Origin of the sequence: Paenibacillus contaminans (genome assembly GCF_003285015.1) — a bacterium.
GTDB classification, from domain to species: domain Bacteria; phylum Bacillota; class Bacilli; order Paenibacillales; family NBRC-103111; genus Paenibacillus_V; species Paenibacillus_V contaminans.
In genome coordinates, this window is the sequence record NZ_QMFB01000023.1 from 123,190 (window position 1) to 144,776 (window position 21,587).

Genomic DNA, 21,587 nt, shown 5'->3' on the forward strand with positions numbered 1-21,587 from the left:
ATCCAGGTACAGTTTGGCGTAAATTGATTTTTCCAAATGCAAGGCTGCCAAGATGCTTCATCTTGACAAAGTAAATTTACTTGTGTTAATTTATTAATCAAAGTTAACTTTATGGAGGCGAATCGTATTTTGCATTCGGATATTCCCTTAAGGGAATTGAAAAAAGCACGCAACAAAGTGGCTTTGTATGAAGCTGCTTTAACGTTGATAGGAAACGGGATGTTCAAGGAAGTGATGCTCGACGATATTTGCCGGAAAGCGGAAGTGTCCCGGGTTACCTTTTTTAAATTTTTTCAAAAGAAGGAAGACCTGCTCGTTTATTTTATGCGCGTATGGTTGACGGAACGTTTGATCGAGATCGAAGCGGAGCGTAAACGGGGATTTTCAGCCGTAAGGCATCTGCTGCATAAAGTCGCCGAACAAAGTAAAGAAAGATCCGGCATCATCCCGAGCTTGATCGCTTTTTTGGCTGAAAAAAACATGCATCCTTGCATGCCGGAGCTTAGCAAAGCCGAGGTTCGGCTGCTGTTTCCCGATCATGAGGAGTTGGGAGCCCGGACTCCCGACATGTTTGCCTTGTTTGAGCGATGCATGACCGAAGCGAAGCTGGACGGAAAGCTGAAAGAAGACATTACGGTGGAGTTGGCGGTAAAGGGGTTGTTTACCGTTTTTTATGGAGCGTTTTTGACCGCTCAATTGTATGCTTCCGCAGATTTTGCGGATTTTTATGAAGCCCATCTCCTCCTGCTTGAAAACGGATAAGGAGCGATGCCAACGTGAGCAAGGTTATGCCAGGCCGTTACACCGCGCAGATGGAAGGATCTTTCGTCGTATTTATCATAGGGATGCGGATCAATAAACTATGGGCGGTGCACAAGTGGCTGCCGGTATTTATGGCCATGAATCCGATGCTTCAGGAATTGTACCGCAACAAAGAGTTGGGGTTCCTGGATGCAAGCTTTCATTTATCGTGGCGCGGCGTTTCGCTCGTCCAGTATTGGAAATCGTTCGAGCAGCTGGAGGATTATGCGCGCAAAGGCGCGAACCATCTCGAGGCTTGGCGCCATTTCAACAAAAAGGTCGCGACAAGCGGTGTCGTCGGCATATATCACGAAACTTATCTCGTTCCCGAGGGGCATTACGAGTGCGTATATAACAATATGCCGGTTTACGGCCTTGCCAAGGCGGGAGCCCATATTCCGGCTTCAGGGAAGCGCGAAACCGCAAGCGGAAGGCTCGGTCGGAACGAAAAGCCCGCGCAGCAGGGCTAAATTGAAATTTGATGCGGCGCTGATTCGAGCATAACAAAAACGTCCTCCCGCCGTTCAAGCCGGCATAGAGGACGTTCTTCGTTTTAGGCGATTATGGCAAATCGACGTTTGCGTTTGATACGAAAACTCTGTTTACTCCTCCACGTCAAGCGTTACGGTCAGCTCATCCAGCAATTTGATGTCCGTCTGGGGCATCGTGCCGAGTACATATGACTCCTGAGGATCAAGCGCAGGGTACTCCAAAATATAATCATAGGAAGTACCGCCGATACGCGTCCGTTTTCCGTTATCGGATATGAGTATTTGCCCGTCTTCCGTTTCCAGCCATAATGAGGCGTACTGCATATAGGGGACTTTTCCCTTCACCTCATAATAAATCAGCGTCTTGTCGTGCAGAAACTCCACATTTTTCACGATCGCCTCTCCTACTTCTCCTTGAGACAGCACAATCGGAAACGCATCCGTCAGCTTTGCCGTTACTTTTTCACTTTCCTTCTTGCCTACGGATAACATGTAAGGCGTTACCTTAATCGTTTTCGTACCGCCGGCAAGCGGGGCAAAACGAACGGTTCCGTTCGTCACTCCGTCTTTGCCTGTCGTAAACCGCGAATCCAGCGTTTCGATTAGCATATCCCGGTCATCCTTAAGCTGGAAGCTGAGCCATTTCGTATCGCCGGCATAACGGAAGTCCAGCTGCGTGGTTGCGGGCGTTGCCAAATAACCGGTCAATTGAAACTGCCTGTCCTCCGACTTTGCCGTGTGGCCGTCGGCAAGCGTTTTATACGCGCTTTCCGCCGTACTGTTAGCAACCGTAAGCTTGAAGCTCCATTGGCCGAGGATCCGTTTAGGCACGGGATCTTCCTCCTTAAAACCCGTCACTTCGCCGATTGTAAGCTCCAAATCGAAGCTGCCCGCCCGCTCCGGCTCTTCCAAATCAAGCGTCATGATCCCGACCGATCGTCTTTCGTTTATGCGATGCGGCTTAGTGCCTAGCGTAGCTCCCAGGTTAGGAATGCCGTTAATTTTGACATCGACATCGCCCAAAAACAGCAAATGATCGGGCTTCTCCGAATTCATTTCATAGCTGATCGATAACCTGGCGCCATCGTAAATGACATCCTGCAGCTTGATCGTTACGCCTTTGTCGCTCGCTTCCTCATTGAGCCCGGAGGAAAGCCCTGATTGTTGACCGCTCACGATGCCGCTGTCGCCGGCGAACGAAAATATATTGCCTTCGAAAATTTTGCCCACAACCGGTATTTTGCGTAACTGGTCCGCCGAAGCCGGAAAGGCGGATAATGCGCCGAGCACCGCGACCGCTGCCATGACTGAACAGACTGCCGTAAGCAGCTTTCTGCTGCGAGCAGGTCTTGGGGCCATGTGCCGGCTCCCCGCTTCCAGTTCGTCAAGCACTCTCGCCTTCAACTGAATTTGCGGCAGCTTGGTTTCGTTAAACTTGCGCTTCAGCTCCAGCTCGTCAGTATGAAAAGCTTCGCTCATCTTCGCCTTCCTCCTTTTGAACGATATCATGCTTCAACCGCTTCTTCGCCCGTTCATATCTTTTGCGTATCGCCGCATAACTCATGTCGAGCTGCTCCGCTATATCCTCGAACCGGTATTCCTCAACAATCCGCAGCAAAATAATATGCCGGTCCTTCGGGCTAAGCCGCAGCATCGCGTCGCGGAGCTCGGCATTGAATTCCAGCCCGGTCGCCGCCTGGTCCTCCCGGATAACGGGAACCGTCCGGCTGAACAAACGCAGCAGACGGCCGTAAGTTTTGGCCCGCTTGAGCTTGTTCAAGCATTCATGGTATGCCATTTTGTACAACCAAGCCCCGAAGGACGTGCCTTCGCGAAACAACTCCAGCCGTTCCAGCCCTTTCACGAACACATCCTGCGTTACGTCCTCCGCCTCTTGCAGCTGCCCAAGCATATGAAAGCAGTACTTGAAAATTTGCTGCTGATACCGCTCGACCAACTTACCGTAGCGCTCCCTATTCCCTTCCTTCACGGCCCGCACGATCCGATCCGCTTCCGCCGGCTCCATGCTCTTCCTCCTCCCGTATTGAATCTTTTTCGTTTATATAACAATCGGGCGATTGCTTTTGGGACATTTTTATTCAAACATTTAAATATCGCGCAAGGATAAACGGCTTTGCCGTCCTTTAAGGACAGGCGCGTTTACCGTAGAAATATAACACTCGATAGGTGAAACATAAAATCTTATATTTTTAAAAAAACAACGGCCGTCAAGTAAAACAGCCTCGCGCCGGGGGCTAGTGTGCGATGGGACAGACGGAGCGAAAGCTAAACGCTCGCTCTGTGTAATGGCGTATATGAAAAATCATATACAACTTAATCGTTTCGCACTGAATTCGACAAGTCTATATGAAAAATCATATACAATTTGTCATTACCCGTTAATTCTAACGAATCTATATGAAATATCGAGTACAATTACCTTTTCGCGTTACTGCCGGCTATTCGATACGAAAAAATCTAAGACAGTTTCAAGGTAAGGAAACGTGGTGGTGGCCCGATCGGCGCGTTCAAAGCGGAAAAAGACTCATTCGGGATACGGATTGACCGCGTCATCCTGATGTAGTAAGATGTTCCATATATTATTGAACAACGCAGATGAAGGGTAAGTAGACATGCGAGTATGGACTTCAGAGAGCCGGTGGCTGCTGCGAACCGGTGTCCGGCGTGTGATCGAATGGCCTTTGGAGTTGCTTTTCCGAACCGTCGTCAAGATGCAGTAGGGAAATGCCGGGTATCCCGCCGTTATCAAAGGGAGCGGTATCGAGATCCGTTATGCGATCTCCGCACCGTCAAGAGAAGACCGGAACGATTGCGAACTATAGCATCCGTACGGTCAATTAAGGTGGCAACACGACAACTTCGTCCTTATCGGACGGAGTTTTTTTGATTTTATCGGGTGTTTATCCCGGTTTTGAAGGGGGTGATGGCCATGGACGACGGTTGGTGGCGGCGACTCATGATGTTCCAAAACAAACCTGACAGTTCACCGTTACTTGCGACTGTCACACAAACGAGGAGGAAATTGGACTATGACAGAACGTGTATTAACAGGAGACCGCGTTACCGGAAAACTTCACCTTGGCCATTTCATCGGCAGCTTGCAAAATCGTGTCGCTTTGCAGGAAAAGTATGAAACATTCGTGCTTCTGGCGGACGTTCAAGCGCTGACGACTCATTTTGACAAACCGGATTTGATCCGCACCCATTTACGTGAAATTACGCTCGACTACTTATCGGTCGGTATAAAGCCGGAGCGGTCGACCATATTTATTCAATCCATGATTCCGGAAATCGCGGAGTTAACCGTACTCTTTTCCATGTTCGTCACGGTAAATGTATTGCGTCACAACCCGACGGTAAAAACCGAATCGAAAAACAGCGGCTTGGACGATATGTATTACGGCTTTCTCGGTTATCCGGTAAGTCAAGCGGCCGATATCACCTTCTGCAAAGCGACGATCGTTCCGGTCGGCGACGACCAGCTCCCCCATTTGGAGTTGGCCCGTAAAATTGTGCGGCGGTTCAATGAGTTGTATAAACCCGTGCTTGTGGAGCCGAAGCCTATCGTTGGCGAGAGACTGATCGGTACCGACGGCAACTCGAAAATGAGCAAAAGCCTCGGCAACTCCATAACGCTCGATTCTACCTCGGAGGAAGTCGCTTATAAAATCAAAAGAGCCAAAACGGATCCCGCACGCGTGCATAAAAACGATCCCGGCCACCCGGATATATGCCCGATCTACGCCTATCATCAGGCTTTCCGCCCGGACGAATATCCGGAAATCCGCGAAGGCTGCGAAAAAGGGACGCTCGGATGCTCCGCGTGCAAAGCGCTTATCACCTCGACGCTGGAACAGCTGCTTGAGCCGATGCGCGAACGCCGGTCTTCCTATGCCGCAAAACCGAAAATCGTTGACGATATATTGATCTCCGGGACGCAGCGCGCCCGTGAAATAGCAAGAGAAACGATGGCGGAAGTACGAGAGGCGATGAGTCTCAACTACTTTGGCTGACAATCGGCGGGCTGCATGCAACACGATCCTGCAGCCTCGTTTTTTCACACTATCCATAGAAGGAATGGTGACGGGTATATGCTTACCGTACAAGAGCTGCAAACGTATCTGGAACAAAACGATTGCGATTTTGAAATCATCTCACATGAAGCGCCTATCCTATCAGCACAAGACGCGGCAAGCTATTTTGATGTGGAGAAGGCGGCGCCTACCCTCATTTTGCAGACGGAGCAAGGCTTGGTTGCTTTTGTAACGAGCTCCCTGCGGGGACGCGTCGATTTTACATCTTTGAAGCGAGAATTAGGCTTTGGCAAAATGAAAATGGCGGACCGCTCGACCGTTGTGGAGGCTACAGGCTATCAGGCTGGAGCGGTGCCTTTAATCGGCCATCAATTGCCTTGCATCTTTGACAATCGGCTGCTTGACTTCGACTATGTTTTCGGCGGCACCGGCGATGAATACCGCACTTTGAAAATCGCTCCGTCAGACGTTAGCCGGTTAAATAAGATCGTTTTTTTTATTGATTAATCAGCAAAAGCCGCCAGAATGGCAGCTTTCTTGGTTCAGTCAAGCAAAATGCGAATGAACGCAATCCTGCTAGGGCGTGTTTGATAACTCCAAGGGGAGCAGATTTCGCCGAATTTTCGTTCTAGGCAAGGCGCGTTTGTGAAGGCGTACCGGGGGTACGTCAAGCAAACGGAACGAAGCATAGGGCGAAAAGGCGGTGAAAGATGACCCCGAGCGGGTTTTCAAACACGCCCTAGTCTTCCTCCTTCTCCAGCAGCATTAAATATTGCTCATAGTTTAGTGTAAAGCCGGCCTCCTCCAGTGCGCGGATCGGTTCCGGATTCGCCATGGACATGTTTTCGATGATACGGTCGCAAGGCATATCGTACGGCCCGAATAACTCCGATAATAGAAATCGGAATATAACTTCCCGATCGCTTCGTTCGGGACTTACTTCGCATTGGCAAAGCACAACGGCTTGCAATTGTCCGTCTGTTTTGCGGGAGCGCTGGAACAAGGCGTACGCAACAGCTTTGCCCTGCGCGTCGAATGCAATCAGCGATTCTCCCCGCTTCAAATAATGCCACATGCACCCCCAGGCGACTTTATCGCGATAGAACGGCAAGCGGGCAACATCCGCGGGCATACCGTATTGCAAACAAATCACTTCAGGTACATTCCCTCTTAAGAAAGGCGCCCTCAGCGCTTCGTCTCGCTTCATGCCGACGATACGATCCACGATACGGAACCCGCCTTTCTCGTAAGCCGTAATGGCAGATTTGTTTTTGACCACGACTTCCAGTACCGCCCGATCGACTTCCTGTTCCAAGATGACGCGCTGCGCTTCCTGCATCATCAGCTTAGCCAGACCGTAGCCTCGATATTCGGAGAAAACGCCTGTTCCTCCGTTCCATGCCAGCTTCTTGCCGTCAACCGTTTTTATCGCAATAAAAACAAACCCTACCGGCATATCGTTCACATAGACGACAATCGATAGCTCGGGCCGAATCCCTTCCGTACCGAAGTCGTCCAACAGCCGATCCAACGCTCCCGGTGATGGAGCCGTCGCTTGAGGAAAGTTCGGATAATGCTTCCTCATCTCGTCGTGATAACCTTCGAATCCCCGCTGCCTTAACACCAATGCCTGCTCGAACGTACACTGGTGCAGCCTTCCCAACCGGATAACGGGATTGTCCGTAAGACCGTGACCGTTTTTTTCCATGATAGGAGTACATCCTTTATTATTGGATTTCACTATAGTTAGCCTTCAAGTAATTGATCAGACGAAAACCCATATTCTTATGGATCAGGTAAGATTACGGTTCACGATCAAAAGAGTCCTGATTAACACTCACCTTCGGCCTTCATTTCGTCAAGCTGATGTAACGCACGCTCTACGAATAAATCGCCAGTTTCCTCCTGCAGCCGGTTACTGGCCGTAATCCGCGGCTCATAGCCCCCCAACCGGTACGATTCACGCGTGCATACATAGGTTCCGACAATACCGTTGCACAACTCATTGATCAAGGTCAGACCGTAGGGCGAATCTTCCTTGATTTGCAGTCCGAATTCGACGAACATCTCGGCGGGCAGACCGACGATGGCGAGATCGCCAACAGCGATCGTCTGGATTTCCGCCTCCGTCGTCCCTTCCCCGCGTCTCGCCGCTTCGAGCAGCTCTCCCGCGAATTTACGCTCCACATGGTCTTCCGGCAAATTAGCAAGATTGGCATGAGCCGTTTCGATCTGCTCCTGCGTCGGTTGACGATATCGAAGTGTAACGATTGAACTTCGCTCCACCACCTTCGCTTCGTCCGACGTTCGTATTTTCTCCCTCGTCTTCAACACTTCTCCGGCCAAAATCCGCCCCATCTTCAAATAGTGACGGGATTGATCCGTGTAGGCCTCCGGCCGTCCGTCGAACACATCCCAATGGTTGATGTTTCCGCTTGCCCCCATCATGAAAAGGCTGACCGTCTGTTCGCCAAGCGCTTTCTTCAGCACAACGGATAACTCTCCGGGAAAGTCGGCGCAATACTCCGTTCCCCCGACAGTATCCGTATGTACCGCATAGTTGGTGACAACCCCCATCGGGCGGCCATCGGCGTCATCGATCCGGACAACTCCGACCTGAGGGTCGATCGGCCCTGCAGGCCGGTCGACATTCGGATTTCGCAGCCCCGGATTCGTCAGCAGCGTGCCGTCCTTCATAAAGAAACGGCGATGAAAGGCGATATCCGCTTCATACCCCGCCCCGAAGCCGATACGAGCTGCTCGGCGTGAACGGTATGCCAGGGTAATGGCGTCTGCTGCCCGAATGGCAAGCCACTGCAAATAGGCCTCATCCGCCTTCAGGAAAGTCGTAGTCGACACGGGTGGCCCGGTATGGGTATGCGTCGCTGATACCATCACCCTTTTGGACGGGATGTCCGTCTGTTGCCCAACCCTCTCACGAATGCTTTCGACGACTTCTCGCGGCACAAGAACCGTGTCCAACACAACAAATGCGACAGTACTTCCATCTTGTTCGACGACAAGCGCCTTTGCATACAGCCGGTCGATCACTCCAGTCGATTTTCGATCGATGAAATAACCAGGCATTGAGCTGTCCAACGGAGGCGTAATGTCCAACTCACTCATTCCACATAAAAGCACAGGCTATTCACTCCTATTTCGTAAGATTCGATTGCCAGCTCTAAAAATATATGTGAACGAAGATAAAAATCTTTGAGCAATCCGATGCCTAGATCATTAAATCGCCTCCGTTAATATCGATAGATGCTCCCGTAATATAGGAGGAGTCATCGCTGGCCAGAAACAAAACCAGGTCGGCAACCTCCCTCGCGGTTCCCAATCTTTGAATAGGAAAACTGCTTTCATAATAGGCGATTTGCTCGGGCCCGCATGTACTTCTTACCATCTCCGTATCGATCAATCCGGGGCATACTGCGTTTACATTGATGTTGTAAGGCGCCATTTCTTTGGCTACATGACGGGTCATGCCGAGAACAGCCGCTTTGGATGTCGTATAATGCGCGCCTCCGAGCGTACTGACGCTTTTGCCCGCCGATGAAGATATATTGACAATTTTGCCCCTCTTGTTTTCCATCATCATAGGGAGTACAGCTTGCGTACATAAATAAACGCTTCGTACATTGGCATCCATCACAAGGTCCCATTCCTGTTCTTCGATAGTAAGAAATGGAGTCGAACGCAAAACGCCCGCGTTATTGACCAGAACATCAACCGCCGCATAAGCGCTGCGAGCTTTATCAATCAGAGATATAACATTCTCGCGCCTGCTTATATCCGCTTTCACCCAAATGGCTTCACCTCCCGTCGCCTTAATTTCCGCTGCCGTTTCCTTCAATCTATCTTCGTTCAGATCGTTCAACACGATTTTTGCGCCGTGCTGCGCGAAAAGCTTGGCTATTTCCTTCCCCATGCCCTGACCAGCCCCAGTAATAACGGCCGATTTGCCTTGCAGTTTTCTTTCCATTAGTTTACCAACATCCCCATTTCAATGGCTGTTTCCCGGAATGCATCGACGGTGTAGGCCAAATCCGCTATAGAATGTGAAGCCGAAACCTGGACCCTTATCCTGGCTTCTCCATGTGGAACGACAGGATAGCAAAATCCGCTCACATAGACCCCCTTCTCAAAAATCCGCCCAGCCATTTCATGAGCAACCGCCGCATCGCCCAACATAATTGGAACGATAGGATGACGTCCCTCCTTTATATGGAAGCCCGCTTTTGTCATCCCATCCCTGAAATACATGGTATTGCTCATCAATTTGTCTCTGAAATCCGCCGAACCGGACAAAAGCTCCAGAACCTTAAGCGAGGTACTGGCAACAGCGGGTGAAAGGGAGTTGGAGAAAAGATATGGCCTCGATCGCTGTCTAAGAAGTGAGATTATTTCTTTTCTTCCGCTGGTGAATCCTCCGCTAGCTCCGCCCAATGCTTTGCCAAGCGTTCCCGTTATCATATCGATTCTGCCGAAAACGTCGCAATATTCCGGGGTTCCGCGCCCCGTACTGCCGATGAAGCCAATTGCATGGCTGTCATCCACCATCACCATAGCGTCATACTTTTCTGCAAGATCGCAGATGGCTTTCAAATTTGCCAGCGTGCCGTCCATTGAAAATACTCCGTCTGTCGCAATTAACCTGAACCGCGCTTTCCGGGCTGCTTTCAGTTTCTCCTCCAGATCGCGCATGTCGTTGTGTTTATAGCGATAACGGGCCGCCTTGCACAAACGAATACCGTCTATGATGCTTGCATGGTTCAGTTCGTCGCTGAAAACCGCATCCTGCTCGGAAAGTAGGGCTTCAAACAAGCCGCTATTGGCGTCGAAGCACGAGGAATAAAGTATGGTATCTTCTGTCCCGAGAAACGCCGTTAACTGATTTTCCAAATCTTGATGAACACTTTGGGTGCCACAAATAAACCTCACGGATGAAAGTCCGAAGCCCCAAGCTTCGAGGCTTGTCTTCGCGGCTATGATCACTTCAGAGTGGTTGGCAAGTCCCAAATAATTGTTCGCGCACATATTGATAACGCCGTCTTGCCCCCGCACGCTAATCCTTGCATCCTGCGGTCCGGTAATCACACGTTCTTCTTTCCACAAGCAGGATTTCTTCATATTTTCAAGCTCAGTCTGAAAATATTCCCGCGCATCTTCATTCATCGTTCATTGCACCTTCCATTACTACAGTATCGCTCCCAATGCAGGTTCCAGCTTCAACATCCGCATAAGTACGGCAGCCGTCTCTGCGCGGCTTGCCTCCCCTTTCGGCTGGAACACGCTTCCATACCCTTGCACGATTCCCGCCCTCGCCGCTGCTTCAATCGCTTGGGTTGCATAAGTCCCCGCAAGAGATATGTCTTCGAACACAATATCGATCGCTTGAGGAAGCGCTGCGAGATCGACGAGCCGCATCATCATGACGACCAACTCTTCCCGCGTAATCGCAGCTTCCGGTCTGAACGTCCCATCGTCGTAACCGTTCACGATTCCGTGTCCGGCTAATGTTTCGATAGCGCTTGTCGCCCAATGACCGTTTATATCTGTAAAATTCGCCGACTTAGAGCCGGAAGGCACAAACACAAGCAACTTGGCCAACATCGCAGAAAACTCTGCTCGCGAAATGGAACGGTCCGGTCTCAGGCTGCCATCCTCGTATCCTTCGATGACGCCGAGTCTGACAAGCTTCTCCATTATCGGGAATGCCCAATGACGCTCAATATCGGGAAATTGCGCCGCCGGATTCACACTAGGCGCTGACTGCAATCGTTCTTTGATCGAACGCAGCAGCTCTTCCCCCGCGATCTGTCCTTTGCGAAACATCTTCATCGATATGCCCGTTTGCCCCTGAGTCGGATTTGACGTAGATTCCGGATCTTTCCCTGGATTTGTTCCCGAATTTGTTCCCGGACCTGTTCCCGGATCTGTTCCCGGGTCTGTTCCCGGGTCTGTTCCCGGATCTGTTCCCGGGTCTGTCCCCGGATCTGTCCCCGGGTCTGTTCCCGAATCTACCAGCTTCGCTATAAAGTTGACTTGCACCGGAGACAAATAAACTCCGCTTGCTACATCCTGCGCTGTGTACTGCACGGTTTCATAAACCGTGTCGGTGACCGTGAAGCTCGCTTCGCCATTCAGGTTCGTGATATCATCCACGACTGTTACCGCCGAGCTGCCTTCGTTTGCCGTCAGTGCAACTTGACGTCCGGCCAGCGGCTGGCTGCTGCTATTGCGCAGCGTTACCTGAATCGTCGCTTGCGCAATTCCGTCTGCGATTACTGTCGGGCTCGATACCGTTACGCTCGAAGCCGTCACGTCTATAACCTCCGGTTCTACCGTATCTTCAGCAAGCTCCAATGAAGGCTGCTCGCCGTATGCGGGCAAATAGCCCTGATTCATCCAACTCGCATCCAAATCCGTATAACCGTAAGTGATCGAAGCTGCCAATCCGCTTAGCGCATCTCTGTCTACACTGATTTCCCTTACCGTTCCGCCGCCGTTCATAACCGCGGACACTTGCGCCGAGCCTAACACGGCCCAATTCCAATCCGGGCTATTGCCGACATGCGCAAATAACGTTCCGTTCTCGATCAAATAATCGTCCCCGGCTGCAGACCATACGGCCGTACTGATAAATCCTGTCGAAGCGTTATTGTCGCTATTGATCAACAGATCGAAGTAGGTCCCCAAATTCGTTCCTTCAATAAGGAAATAAATCTTTTCGGAATCCGATGCCGCCTTGATACTTGTCGGGTTTTGGCCGACCGCAAAAGCCGATACCGGGATACCGCTCCAATCGGAAGCATCTCCGTCAACTACAATACTGACAGGTCCGGTAGGCGAAGTGGCTTGCTTCTCGTAAGCGCCGATGTCGATCGTCCCAACCTTTCGCGCGTTCCCCGCAATATCAATCGTGCCCGCCTCCGTATTCGTTGTCCCGGGATCACCAGCGTTGATCGCAGGCGATCCCGCCATCAGCGAGAAATCATGATTGGCTGCATCCGTGAAGCCCGGATTCGCGGTCGATACCGAGCCCGGACCCGGAGCGTCTCCGCCATACCACAAGTTATTGCTCGTACTCCCCACGTTCCAATTCGTCGTATTAGCGCTGTTAATCAGGTTGGAAGCGAACAGGTTATTTTTCCAAACGACAGTCGAGGAAACCATCGGACGGATGATGACTCCATAATCATTTTGATAGAACGTATTATTGAAAGCGCTGATGTTTGACACCGTGCTGCCATCGGTATTGCTGTACCAGGTGCCGATCGTTATGCCGACATTCGAATGCTCCACCACGTTGTTCCGGAACATAATGTCATACACATTCGGAAGCCCAGGCTCGCTTAAGGCCGAAAAACCGGTTCCCGCCTTGTAAATATGGTTGCGTTCAATAAGGTTGCTGTTGCCCCCATCGTTGTAAATCGCTGTGGCCGGGCTGTTGTACCAATAACTCCCATCGGATCTTTTGACTGAAATGTACTCTAAATAATTGTTGCGTACCGTAACGTTGTTTACTCCCCATGCCATATCAATAGCAATGGCGTCCGTATCGTGAATATAATTGTTCTCAATCGTGATATTCGTGGTTGTATCGTTAGCTATGGTCATGGTTTCACCATAATTGGAATGGATCTCGCCTATCTCATTTCCGTAGAATAAAACGTCATGGGAACCTTGGTCGATCCAGAAATTGAGTAATGCGTTTGTGCCGTCCCATGCGCCATTGTTTTGGATTTTCAGAATCTTGTTATATTGGAATTCGATATGATGCGAACCGCCCGTAATATGCCCGCCGCGTTGCATAGCGCCAAGAACATTATAATTTTGGAATGTGAGTCCCTGGATACGGACATAGCTTTTGTTATTGATTTTCAGATACGGCACCCCATCGGTAACGGTACCTAGCGACGTATAGTCAAGGATTACCGTCTCTCCGGTGTCACGGGCATTGTTGAAGCCATAGTTTTGGAAGGTAATATAGTTGCCTGCGGTTCCCGACACGCCCAGATTTAATCTCTCGGTGTACGTGCCGCCTCTGATATTCACCGTATCCCCGGGAGCAGCTGTATTCATCGCTTTTTGGATCGTTCGCCACGGCGTCGACAACGACATGCCGTCATTGCTGTCATCTCCGTCTGTTGCCACATAGTAAGTAGTTCCCGTAGCGGATGTTGTTTGTGCATGTGTAACAGACAGGCCTGAATGGATTGAGAAAATAACGAGGAATGCTGCCAGAATCATTTTCAATGATCGTTTCTGACCTAACCATTTGCTATTTAGCATAAATTGTTCCTCCAATTTCTGGATAGAATTTCAAGCCGGCTCTTATCCATTCCATGCACGCTTCAAGCGAAGCAGCGCCATTTTCCCGCTTTCATAGAGGCTATAGCAATATCCGTATGCGAATTCCGATTTGTCGCAATAATGACGCCTTCGATATCTTCCCTTTTCAGCAACTCCCTATAGTCTGTATAGGTACCGGGCCTCACTTTGTTCATTCGGTCAAAATACGGGAAAATAGCTTCATATTCATCTTGATCGATATCGCATATGGCTGATATTTCGATCTCTTCCATATGGATGATCGTATTCATTAAATAGAATCCGCGAGAACCCAGCCCGATCAATCCCATCTTTACACTTTTATCGCACATGTTTTTCTCCTATTCTCGTGACTAGGGCGTGTCTGAATACTCCGAGGGGAGCAGATTTTGCCGAATTTTCGTTCTAGGCAAGGTGCGTTTGTGAAGGCGTACCGGGGGTACGTCAAGCAAACGGAACGAAGCATAGGGCGAAAAGGCGGTGAAAGATGACCCCGAGCGGGTTTTCAGACACGCCCTAACTATTCTTTAACGCTGCCAAGCACAATACCGCTGACAAAGTAACGCTGCAAAAACGGATATACCAAAAGAATTGGGATCGTAGCCACGAAAATTTGCGCAGCCTTGTTCGTTCGGGCCGAAACCTCGCTCAGCGCTTCGATCTGCCGGTAGTCCAGCTTGGATACATCCTGCTTGATCACGATCGTTTGCAAAAAGCTTTGCAACGGATAACGGTCCGGACTATTCATGAAGATCAGACCGTCAAACCAGCTGTTCCAATGTCCTACGACGGTAAACACCGTAAGCGTGGCAAGAGACGCCAGGGAAAGCGGAATATAGATGCGAAACAGAGATGCGAGATGCCCGGCTCCGTCGATTTTGGCCGCGTCGTCCAGCTCCTTCGGCAAACTGCGAAAGAAATTCAGCAGCAAAATAATGTTGAACACATTGACTGCTCCGGGGATGACCAGCGCCCAGATCGTATCCAGCAGATGCGTCGATTTGACAATCATGAAGAGCGGGATCAAACCGCCGCTAAACATCGTCGACAGGACGAAAAACCAAGCGTAAACCGTCCTCGGCCTGAACTGCGCCTGATCACGCGACAACGGATAGGCGGCCAGCACGGCAAGCAGCATACTAATGGAAGTGCCGAGAATAACGCGCTTGACTGAAATCCAGAAGGAAACAAAAAACGACTTTTGCGACAATACGATTTTATAGGAAGAAAGTGTGAAATCTACGGGGATCAGCCACACTTTCCCGGCGGTTACCGCATGCGAAGAGCTCAGCGATAAGGCAAACACATGCAGCAGCGGAAACAGGCAAGCAAATGCAAGCAGCGTCAGAAACATATAATTGCTTACAAGAAACAGCCTTCTGCCGGCAGACAATCGATAGTTCATAGCGCTCTGCTCTCCTATACGACTAAAAGATTCGGTAATTGGCCAGCCGATAAGCCAGTACATATGAAACGGAAATCATCAGGAAGGCTACGATAGAGCGCATAAAGCCGATGGCGGTCGCCAAGCTATATTGCGCGTCAAGCAAGCCGATCCGATAAACAAGCGTGTCGATAATGTCGCCGGTTTCATAAACTTGCGGACTGTACAGATTGAAAATCTGATCAAAACCCGCATTCAGCACATTCCCCAGACTAAGCGTAACCATAAGCACGATGATAGGGGCAATACCGGGCAGCGTAATCGACCACGTTTGCCGCCAGCGCCCCGCGCCGTCGACCTCCGCAGCTTCGTACAAATTCGGATTGATCCCTGCCAGCGCCGCCAGATAGACGATCGTGCCAAAGCCGAACTCCTTCCAGACGTCCGAGATGACGATGACGTAAGGGAACCAGCTATTGCTGCCCAGGAAAAAGATTGGCTTGATGCCGAGCAGCCCCAGCAACTGGTTGACAATGCCCGAGGAAGGCGACAAAATATCGATCAGAATACCGCCCAGAATAACCCAGGACAAAAAATGAGGCAAATACACAACGGTCTGAAAAATACGCTTGAACAAAACCTTTCGCACTTCATTCAGCAGCAGCGCCATACTGACTGGGGCGATCAACCCGACCACAATTTTCATAGAAGCGATAAAGATCGTGTTAAAGATCACGCGGCCAATGTCGGGAAAATGGAGCACATACTCGAAATTTCGCCATCCGACGAAAGGGGAACCGAGAATCCCCTTCGCCAGATTGTATTTCTGAAAAGCCATGATTAAGCCGAACAATGTACCATACTGATAGACCAGAACCAGGACGACCGATGGAAGCAGCATCGCATGCAGCACCCAGTTCCGCGTCCATGAGCTTCGCTTTGGTATTCCGGGGGTCGCCGAATCTCCACCTACGCGCATCTTCATTTCTTGTTCGCTGCGTACCATTTATTCACTTCCTGCGTCATTTGGTCGCCGCCCAGCGATTTCCACTGCGTCACGAATTTATCGAACTCCTCGATCGGCGCTTCGTTCATAATGATTTTCGAGAACACTTCGAGCATTTTCGCATCCAGCGTCCCTTGCTTCTCGACCATCGTTTCCGTCGGCGCATTCGTAAATTTATTGTACAGAAGCCGGTTATCCTTGACGTACTGGTTGAGGATCGGAAGCGTGCCGTCTACCGAAAACTCCATATGGGCGGAGCCCCAGAACGCCATATTTCCCGCCAAGTACTTCTTCTCACTCTCATAGAGAGTTAACTCCGATGCGCTTAGCTTGGTAGTATCTTCTGTTTTCAGCGCTTCCGGAATTTTCGTTCCCCAATCGGATAACATCTTCTGAGACGAGGATAAGAACGGGTTCAACATCCAGTAGTCGACTGTACCTTCCCTGCTGAAGCCAAAATAATCTTTGCCGGCGCCTTTCTGGTCCTCTTCCATAGCAACATATTGATTGAGCATTTCGATAATTTTATCCGGATGCTTCGCTTTCTTGGAGACGACAAAGTAGCTGCCGACTGTCGCTTCCAATTGCGTCTTCGCAGGCTGGTCATCCACCGAAACGATCGGATAAACGCGCCAATTTTGAACAAGCTTGTTATCCTTCACGGCGGCCGCTTGCAGCGGGAACGCCCCTGCATAAAACGGCCCGTACATGATCCCCAGTTTATTGGCTGCGGCCGTTTCGGTCGTTTTCTCGAAATCCTTCACGCCGAATTCGGGATCGATTTCTCCGTTCTTGAACATCGCCTGCAATTGCTGCAGTCCTTTCCTCATTTCAGGCTGAATGCTGCCGTATACGAGCTTGCCGGAGCCGTCTTCCATCCATTGTCCAGGGTAAGCATGATAAGCGTTGAAAAATGCCGTTAAACCGAAGCTGCTCTGAAACAGCGTATTGTCAATTCCGATCCCGTACGTATCTTTCTTCCCGTTACCATCAGGATCGCCATTTGCAAACGCTTCCGAAATTTTTAATACATCTTGGTGCGTTTTGGGCTCCGGCAGTCCGACCTTATCCAGCCAGTCTTTGCGAACCCACAAAAATTGGGACGGAATTCTCGAATCGGATGTTTGGGGAATCGCCATCAGCTTGCCGCCGAATTTGGCCGTATTCAGTTGATTGCCCCCATCCGCTGTCAAAAACGCCTTCGTTTTAGCCGTTGCATGCTTCTCGAATAAATCGGTAATATCCATGACGAGATCGGCCTCAACCAGCTTGGACAAATCCTGAATCCCTACGGCAAACAAATCGGGAATTTCCCCCGAAGCGATCGCCAGCTTTACTTTTTGATCATACTGCTGGCCATCCGCAACAAAAGCATTTTTCAGAATCACGCCGAGATCCCGTTCATACGCTTTGTACACGGCGTTGTTATCATAGTCTTCTCCTGCGGCAAACTTGATCGAAGACTGTGAGGCTTTCGCAGTCGTGATCACAACCGGCCCGGAAGAAGCCGAGGGCGACGGCTGAGAAGAGCCGGACGGGCTAACTCCAGAGCTTGACGATACTCCGTTGCCTTTGTCGCCCGAACATCCGCTGACGCCTAAAGCTGTCGTGGCGAGCAACAAAATAGAAATCGATTTACCAATTTTCTTCAAATTCTTTCCCCCTTACTATCGATTTGCTTACAATATCAGTGTAAAACCACGCGGACGCTCTCTCAATATTCATCGATTTACGTTTATATGCAACGGTTTACATCGGCCGACTGCCCTGCTCGCGGTACTCCTGAGGCGATAACCCGGTTTGCGTTTTGAAAAAACGAATAAAGGACATTGCCGATAAATACCCCAAGGAAGCGGCGACATCCTGGACTTTCATATTCGTATGCAGCAGCTTCTCCTTAGCCTGCTCCAGCTTGGCGCGGTTGACATAATCGTACACCCCTTCGCCGGTCAGCTGTTTGTACAGCCGCGACAAATAAGTACGGTTCAAATTCACATGATCCGCAATTTCCGATAGGGAGAAATAACGGTTCATATTGGCTTCGACATACTTGTGCACAAGCTGAACAACATGTTTGCCCGGCTCCTCTTGTGCTTGCGACTTCCTTTCGAAAATAAAAGCCGCAATCTCCCTGTAAAACTGCGAAGTCCTTTCCTGAAAAACATGCAAGCGGTCCGAAGCCGCCTGGAATCGATCATATACCCCGCTATAGACGTCTTCCGGTATGCCCAAACGGTTTATTTCGGACAAAAGAAGCGAAGCGACAGCGTGATGGAGCTCCAGATTAAGCCCTTGATCGGCAGTTCTCCACACCGAATCGACAAGAGCGTCATATTCATGAAAAAACTCGAATCTCCCGCCACTTTCCAAGCTTTTCTGCAAGCGTTCCAACTGCGCCTTATAGAAGGCTTTCTCCGGCTTGCTCGCCAAATCCGGAATACCTCTGCCGCTTATTACTTCGTCTGAGCCTTTGCCGATGATCATCAGCATCCGCAATTGGTGAAATGCTTTGGAAACACGGCTCCAAGCAACCGGTTCATTGATAAGGGCGAATGAAACGGACAAGCCGAAGCGCTGATTAACGGTAAGACGTATCGCTTCCGCCGCTTCGGCAAGATCGCTGCCGGCTTGTTCCCAGGCTTCCTGCGTTAAGGCAGGCCCTCCCGGAAAGGTATAGAAGCCGCCCGGTTGAATGAGCCATACCATTTCATTTCGTTCATAGACGGCATTCAAGTAATGCAACCGCGCCCCAAGCATTTCTCCGGCCATATCCTGCATGTCTGCAAGCAGCCGGCTGCTTTCGGCCAAGCTCCGTAACGCAGGCCATTGACCGATCCGTCCGACCAGCAGCAGTACTGGAAACGACGGATCAAGCGAAGCGCCCAAATCCGCAAGCGTCCACGACCCGGTTCCCTTTTCTTCTCCGCCGTTCATCAGCTCCCATATAAACTCCCTTCGCATCGAGGGTAGAGACAACCGCAATTGCTCTTTCGTCCGGTCGAACAATTTGCGTTCATCGCGCTCCTTCTCCAAAGCGGTTACGGCGCGCTCCGCTGCAGCGAACACTTTTTCGTTGCCGTCCGCTTTGAGCACGTAGTCGAATGCGCCGAGCGTCAACGCTTTTTGGGCATATTGGAACTCGTCATAACCCGAAAGAAAAATTACTTTGCAGTGCGGCCACTGCGGACGTATCGCTTCCAGCAGCTGTATGCCGTCCATGCCCGGCATTTTGATGTCCGATATGACGATATCCGTTTCCGCCCTCAACGCCTGCAGCGCCTCCTCCCCCGAGTACGCCTTGTGTACTTCAAATTGAACGGGCTCATACCGTTCCATCAATTGTGCCAGACTATCCGCGATAATCGGCAAATCGTCCACAATCAGAACTTGCCAAGCCATATGTTAACGCTCCTTCTCTCTTTTGATTATGATTTCGACGCATAATCCGCCCCAGCCGCTGCGCGAGAAACGCAAGCCGCCAGGCGCACCGTAACGAATTCTCAACCGCCGATGCACATTGATAAGCCCGCTTAATTCCATCGGATCCGCATAGTCGTCGCTTGTTTCTTTTTGCAGCCTCGCCAGCAGACTGTCGTCCAGCTTTTCTCCGTTATCCTGAACTACGATCACGCACAGGTCGTCTTCAACCTTAAACTGCAGGGACAGCTTGCCTCCGGATACCATATGTTCGAAGGCATATTTGAAAGCGTTCTCGATAACAGGCTGTATGATAATCCGCGGAACGACGAGATTGCCTTCTTGTTCGGGCAGCTCGCCGAATTCAACATGCAGACGGTGTCCGTAACACATTTTTTGAATCTCGGTATATGCTTTCGCTTGCTCGACCTCTCTCGACAGAACGACTTCTTCCTTGGAGTCGCGGGTAATATACTGAAAAAATCCGCCCAAATATTTGGCAAAACGCAGCGCGTTTCGGTTATCGTTCAGCTCGATTAATTGATAAAGCACGAAGAGGCTGTTATACAAAAAATGAGGATTGATTTGCGATTGCAGCCGTTTGAGCTCGGATTGCTGGCTGCGGATTCGTTGTTCATACACTTCCTCAATCAGCGTGCGCAGTTCGTTCACCATCAAATTAAAGCGATTGTATAAATAGCCGAATTCATTTTTCGCCGTATGGTTAATATCTATTGCCGTATTGATCTCCCCTCTTTCCACCTGGCGAAAAGCCGATACCAGCTTAAGCAGCGGCCGATGAATGAATCGGTATATCGACAAGGAGAACAGTAGAACAATCACGAAGGAAAGAGCCGAAATGGACCAAAACCAAAAGAGATATACCTTAGTCGGCCCCAGCACTTGTTCATTGGGAACGTAGGTCAAAAGCATGACACCAAGCTCGTCCGATTTCGCAGCGGAAACAAAGTACTCGCTCTGGCCAACGTCCCAGTCGTCATGGATGACTTTCCCTTCCGCTTCTTGCCTTAGTTTGCTTTGCAGGGCTAGCTTGCTTTCCATATCGGACATTTGCCATACCTCTTCATTCCCCGACAAAAGCGCCCCCGAATGAAGACTGATGAGCAGCGATTGGCTGTCCGGGTATATGTGCAAATCGGAGAGCATTTTTTCGATTGTGTGTTTATTCATCTTGACCGCCAGCAAAAAAGACGGCTCCTTGTCCGATTCAAGATTGATTCGCGGATGTGTAAGCGTCAAATATAGCGCATTATCCCAATAGTTGAACGGCCCGATCATTTGCCGATCCGACCGAAGCCCGTTCCACAAAGCCGTATCGATACGCAGCTCGAAGGTTTTGGAAACGACGCTCCCTTTGATGGCGGGAATCATGGCGATTGTTTCTTCAATAAAAGGGCTGGATTCCTTTAATAAATAAAGCCTTCTTTGCAAATCCAAAACGGCCTGACTGCGTTGAAAGGGAGTCAAGCCATCCGAGATCGTACTTAGCTGCAGCAAATCTTTATCTACCGCATATTCCGTTTGAAACCGGGCAATCCGATTCACTTCCGTTTCGAATGCTTGCATCTGCTGGGAAATCCTATTCTCCAATGATGATGTTAAATGCCCCCTTAATCTTTGCTCTTCCTGTACGACAAAAATTAACGTTATGCAGTAAAGCGGTACCAATAAAATCAGGAACGTAATAAAAATCTTACGGAAAATCGAAGAATTCCCTATTCGGATATTGATCCTCAAAGCCTTCCATCCTCCATCCGTGGTAACGACCTGCACGCTTGTCCCGGCGCATCCATGATTCCATGCTGCGAAAGCGCATTCAATTTTTACCATGTATTATAGCACAGCAAAAATATGAAAATTGGAAATTATATGCCGCAAGTCTCCGCTATTAGGAGCTAATCATAGCGCGGCGCCAAGCGGCGCCTTTTGTTGCATCGCGTGCAACATTTTCGGCGGCAGAGCGCCAAGCGGCGCCTTTTTGTTGCATCGCGTGCAACATTTGCGGCGGCAGAGCGCCAGGCGGCGCCTTTTGTTGCATCGCGTGCAACATTTGCGGCGGCGCGGCGCCAAGCGGC

At 50.2% G+C, this 21,587-nt stretch carries 18 protein-coding genes and 1 other annotated feature; of the genes, 4 read left to right on the forward strand and 14 right to left on the reverse strand.

What is annotated here, in order from left to right; all coding sequences use genetic code 11:
• The first annotated feature begins 129 nt into the window (after positions 1-129).
• Complete coding sequence (locus DQG23_RS30005; RefSeq protein WP_113034733.1) at positions 130-762, forward strand: TetR/AcrR family transcriptional regulator; 633 nt, start codon at positions 130-132, stop codon at positions 760-762.
• A gap of 14 nt (positions 763-776) precedes the next feature.
• Entirely contained in the window at positions 777-1,271 is a 495-nt protein-coding gene (locus DQG23_RS30010; RefSeq protein WP_113034734.1) for a DUF4188 domain-containing protein, read from the forward strand.
• Positions 1,272-1,403: 132 nt separating this feature from the next.
• On the opposite strand, the gene DQG23_RS30015 is transcribed toward DQG23_RS30010, so the two are convergent.
• Together DQG23_RS30015 and DQG23_RS30020 are read right to left on the reverse strand one after the other, a co-directional pair.
• Positions 1,404-2,771 (reverse strand): DUF4179 domain-containing protein, encoded by a 1,368-nt coding sequence (locus DQG23_RS30015; RefSeq protein WP_158560765.1) that lies wholly within the window; start codon positions 2,769-2,771, stop codon positions 1,404-1,406.
• Positions 2,749-3,318, reverse strand: a complete 570-nt coding sequence (locus DQG23_RS30020; RefSeq protein WP_113034736.1) for an RNA polymerase sigma factor — start codon at positions 3,316-3,318, stop codon at positions 2,749-2,751. The genes DQG23_RS30015 and DQG23_RS30020 overlap by 23 nt, the downstream gene beginning before the upstream one ends.
• 578 nt (positions 3,319-3,896) lie before the next feature.
• Positions 3,897-4,183: a binding site (T-box leader), on the forward strand.
• A 159-nt stretch (positions 4,184-4,342) separates the two neighbouring features.
• Here DQG23_RS30020 and trpS point away from each other — a divergent pair.
• Positions 4,343-5,326: a tryptophan--tRNA ligase gene (trpS, locus tag DQG23_RS30025; protein ID WP_113034737.1), complete on the forward strand. Its 984-nt coding sequence runs from the start codon at positions 4,343-4,345 to the stop codon at positions 5,324-5,326.
• A 78-nt stretch (positions 5,327-5,404) separates the two neighbouring features.
• Positions 5,405-5,854 (forward strand): aminoacyl-tRNA deacylase, encoded by a 450-nt coding sequence (locus DQG23_RS30030; RefSeq protein WP_113034738.1) that lies wholly within the window; start codon positions 5,405-5,407, stop codon positions 5,852-5,854.
• A 232-nt stretch (positions 5,855-6,086) separates the two neighbouring features.
• Here DQG23_RS30030 and DQG23_RS30035 read toward each other — a convergent pair whose 3' ends face one another.
• From DQG23_RS30035 to DQG23_RS43160, 12 genes are all read right to left on the reverse strand, one after another.
• Positions 6,087-7,055 (reverse strand): GNAT family N-acetyltransferase, encoded by a 969-nt coding sequence (locus DQG23_RS30035; protein ID WP_113034739.1) that lies wholly within the window; start codon positions 7,053-7,055, stop codon positions 6,087-6,089.
• Between the two features lie 122 nt (positions 7,056-7,177).
• Positions 7,178-8,488, reverse strand: a complete 1,311-nt coding sequence (locus DQG23_RS30040) for a neutral/alkaline non-lysosomal ceramidase N-terminal domain-containing protein (protein ID WP_146762411.1) — start codon at positions 8,486-8,488, stop codon at positions 7,178-7,180.
• Positions 8,489-8,576: 88 nt separating this feature from the next.
• Complete coding sequence (locus DQG23_RS30045) at positions 8,577-9,332, reverse strand: SDR family NAD(P)-dependent oxidoreductase (RefSeq protein WP_113034741.1); 756 nt, start codon at positions 9,330-9,332, stop codon at positions 8,577-8,579.
• A complete protein-coding gene (locus DQG23_RS30050) occupies positions 9,332-10,525 on the reverse strand; it encodes a glycine C-acetyltransferase (protein WP_113034742.1) in 1,194 nt (397 codons plus the stop codon). The genes DQG23_RS30045 and DQG23_RS30050 overlap by 1 nt, the downstream gene beginning before the upstream one ends.
• 21 nt (positions 10,526-10,546) lie before the next feature.
• Complete coding sequence (locus DQG23_RS30055; protein WP_158560766.1) at positions 10,547-13,507, reverse strand: S-layer homology domain-containing protein; 2,961 nt, start codon at positions 13,505-13,507, stop codon at positions 10,547-10,549.
• A 200-nt stretch (positions 13,508-13,707) separates the two neighbouring features.
• Positions 13,708-14,016: a Gfo/Idh/MocA family protein gene (locus DQG23_RS30060; protein ID WP_113034744.1), complete on the reverse strand. Its 309-nt coding sequence runs from the start codon at positions 14,014-14,016 to the stop codon at positions 13,708-13,710.
• A gap of 188 nt (positions 14,017-14,204) precedes the next feature.
• Complete coding sequence (locus DQG23_RS30065; protein ID WP_113034745.1) at positions 14,205-15,089, reverse strand: carbohydrate ABC transporter permease; 885 nt, start codon at positions 15,087-15,089, stop codon at positions 14,205-14,207.
• Positions 15,090-15,111: 22 nt separating this feature from the next.
• Positions 15,112-15,969 carry an ABC transporter permease gene (locus tag DQG23_RS30070; protein WP_238178114.1) on the reverse strand — a complete coding sequence of 286 codons (858 nt, stop codon included), beginning with the start codon at positions 15,967-15,969 and terminating at the stop codon, positions 15,112-15,114.
• Between the two features lie 80 nt (positions 15,970-16,049).
• Positions 16,050-17,726, reverse strand: coding sequence for an extracellular solute-binding protein (locus DQG23_RS30075; protein WP_113034746.1), 1,677 nt, complete (start codon positions 17,724-17,726; stop codon positions 16,050-16,052).
• Between the two features lie 97 nt (positions 17,727-17,823).
• Positions 17,824-19,473, reverse strand: a complete 1,650-nt coding sequence (locus DQG23_RS30080; protein WP_113034747.1) for a response regulator transcription factor — start codon at positions 19,471-19,473, stop codon at positions 17,824-17,826.
• 3 nt (positions 19,474-19,476) lie between these two features.
• Positions 19,477-21,078, reverse strand: coding sequence for a sensor histidine kinase (locus DQG23_RS30085; RefSeq protein ID WP_158560767.1), 1,602 nt, complete (start codon positions 21,076-21,078; stop codon positions 19,477-19,479).
• Between the two features lie 322 nt (positions 21,079-21,400).
• A partial coding sequence (locus tag DQG23_RS43160; protein ID WP_238178110.1) for a hypothetical protein occupies positions 21,401-21,587 on the reverse strand: 187 nt, incomplete at its 5' end.

Bases quoted from the DNA above. Each gene is read 5' to 3' on its own strand.
- DQG23_RS30015 (WP_158560765.1), bottom strand. From the start codon at position 2,771: ATGAGCGAAGCTTTTCATACTGACGAGCTGGAGCTGAAGCGCAAGTTT.
- DQG23_RS30020 (WP_113034736.1), bottom strand. From the start codon at position 3,318: ATGGAGCCGGCGGAAGCGGATCGGATCGTGCGGGCCGTGAAGGAAGGG.
- trpS (WP_113034737.1), top strand. From the start codon at position 4,343: ATGACAGAACGTGTATTAACAGGAGACCGCGTTACCGGAAAACTTCAC.
- DQG23_RS30030 (WP_113034738.1), top strand. From the start codon at position 5,405: ATGCTTACCGTACAAGAGCTGCAAACGTATCTGGAACAAAACGATTGC.
- DQG23_RS30035 (WP_113034739.1), bottom strand. From the start codon at position 7,055: ATGGAAAAAAACGGTCACGGTCTTACGGACAATCCCGTTATCCGGTTG.
- DQG23_RS30045 (WP_113034741.1), bottom strand. From the start codon at position 9,332: ATGGAAAGAAAACTGCAAGGCAAATCGGCCGTTATTACTGGGGCTGGT.
- DQG23_RS30050 (WP_113034742.1), bottom strand. From the start codon at position 10,525: ATGAATGAAGATGCGCGGGAATATTTTCAGACTGAGCTTGAAAATATG.
- DQG23_RS30060 (WP_113034744.1), bottom strand. From the start codon at position 14,016: ATGTGCGATAAAAGTGTAAAGATGGGATTGATCGGGCTGGGTTCTCGC.
- DQG23_RS30065 (WP_113034745.1), bottom strand. From the start codon at position 15,089: ATGAACTATCGATTGTCTGCCGGCAGAAGGCTGTTTCTTGTAAGCAAT.
- DQG23_RS30070 (WP_238178114.1), bottom strand. From the start codon at position 15,969: ATGCTGCTTCCATCGGTCGTCCTGGTTCTGGTCTATCAGTATGGTACA.
- DQG23_RS30080 (WP_113034747.1), bottom strand. From the start codon at position 19,473: ATGGCTTGGCAAGTTCTGATTGTGGACGATTTGCCGATTATCGCGGAT.
- DQG23_RS30085 (WP_158560767.1), bottom strand. From the start codon at position 21,078: ATGCAAGCATTCGAAACGGAAGTGAATCGGATTGCCCGGTTTCAAACG.